This is a genomic window from Pseudomonas sp. FG35 (genome assembly GCF_057809295.1).
In genome coordinates this window covers 1-304 of sequence record NZ_JBMDJR010000044.1, presented here as the reverse complement: position 1 = coordinate 304, position 304 = coordinate 1, and the positions used below count along the sequence as shown (strand labels likewise).

The window sequence follows — 304 nt, the reverse complement described above, 5'->3', positions numbered from 1 at the left end:
CCACTGCACCGAACGATGCATTGAACGGCCATACGCCGCTGACCAACGCGATCACCGGCGTGAGCGGTGGCAATTACGAGAACCTCGTAGCCGACAAGACGCCGGTCAGCACCACCGTCACCGACACTGTCGACACCACCAACCTGACCCTCAGTGCTACCGGTACTGTGGCCGAAGGTGGTTCGATCGTTTACACCGCCACCCTGACCAACCCGGCTGGTACTCCGGTGACCGTGACCCTGAGCAACGGCTCGGTGATCACCATCGAAGCCGGTAAAACCACCGGCACCGTGACCGTTCCGGC

1 protein-coding gene is annotated in these 304 nt (G+C 62.2%); it reads left to right on the top strand.

What is annotated here, in order from left to right:
* A partial coding sequence (locus ACODTD_RS28830; RefSeq protein ID WP_489105449.1) for an immunoglobulin-like domain-containing protein occupies positions 1-304 on the top strand: 304 nt, incomplete at both ends.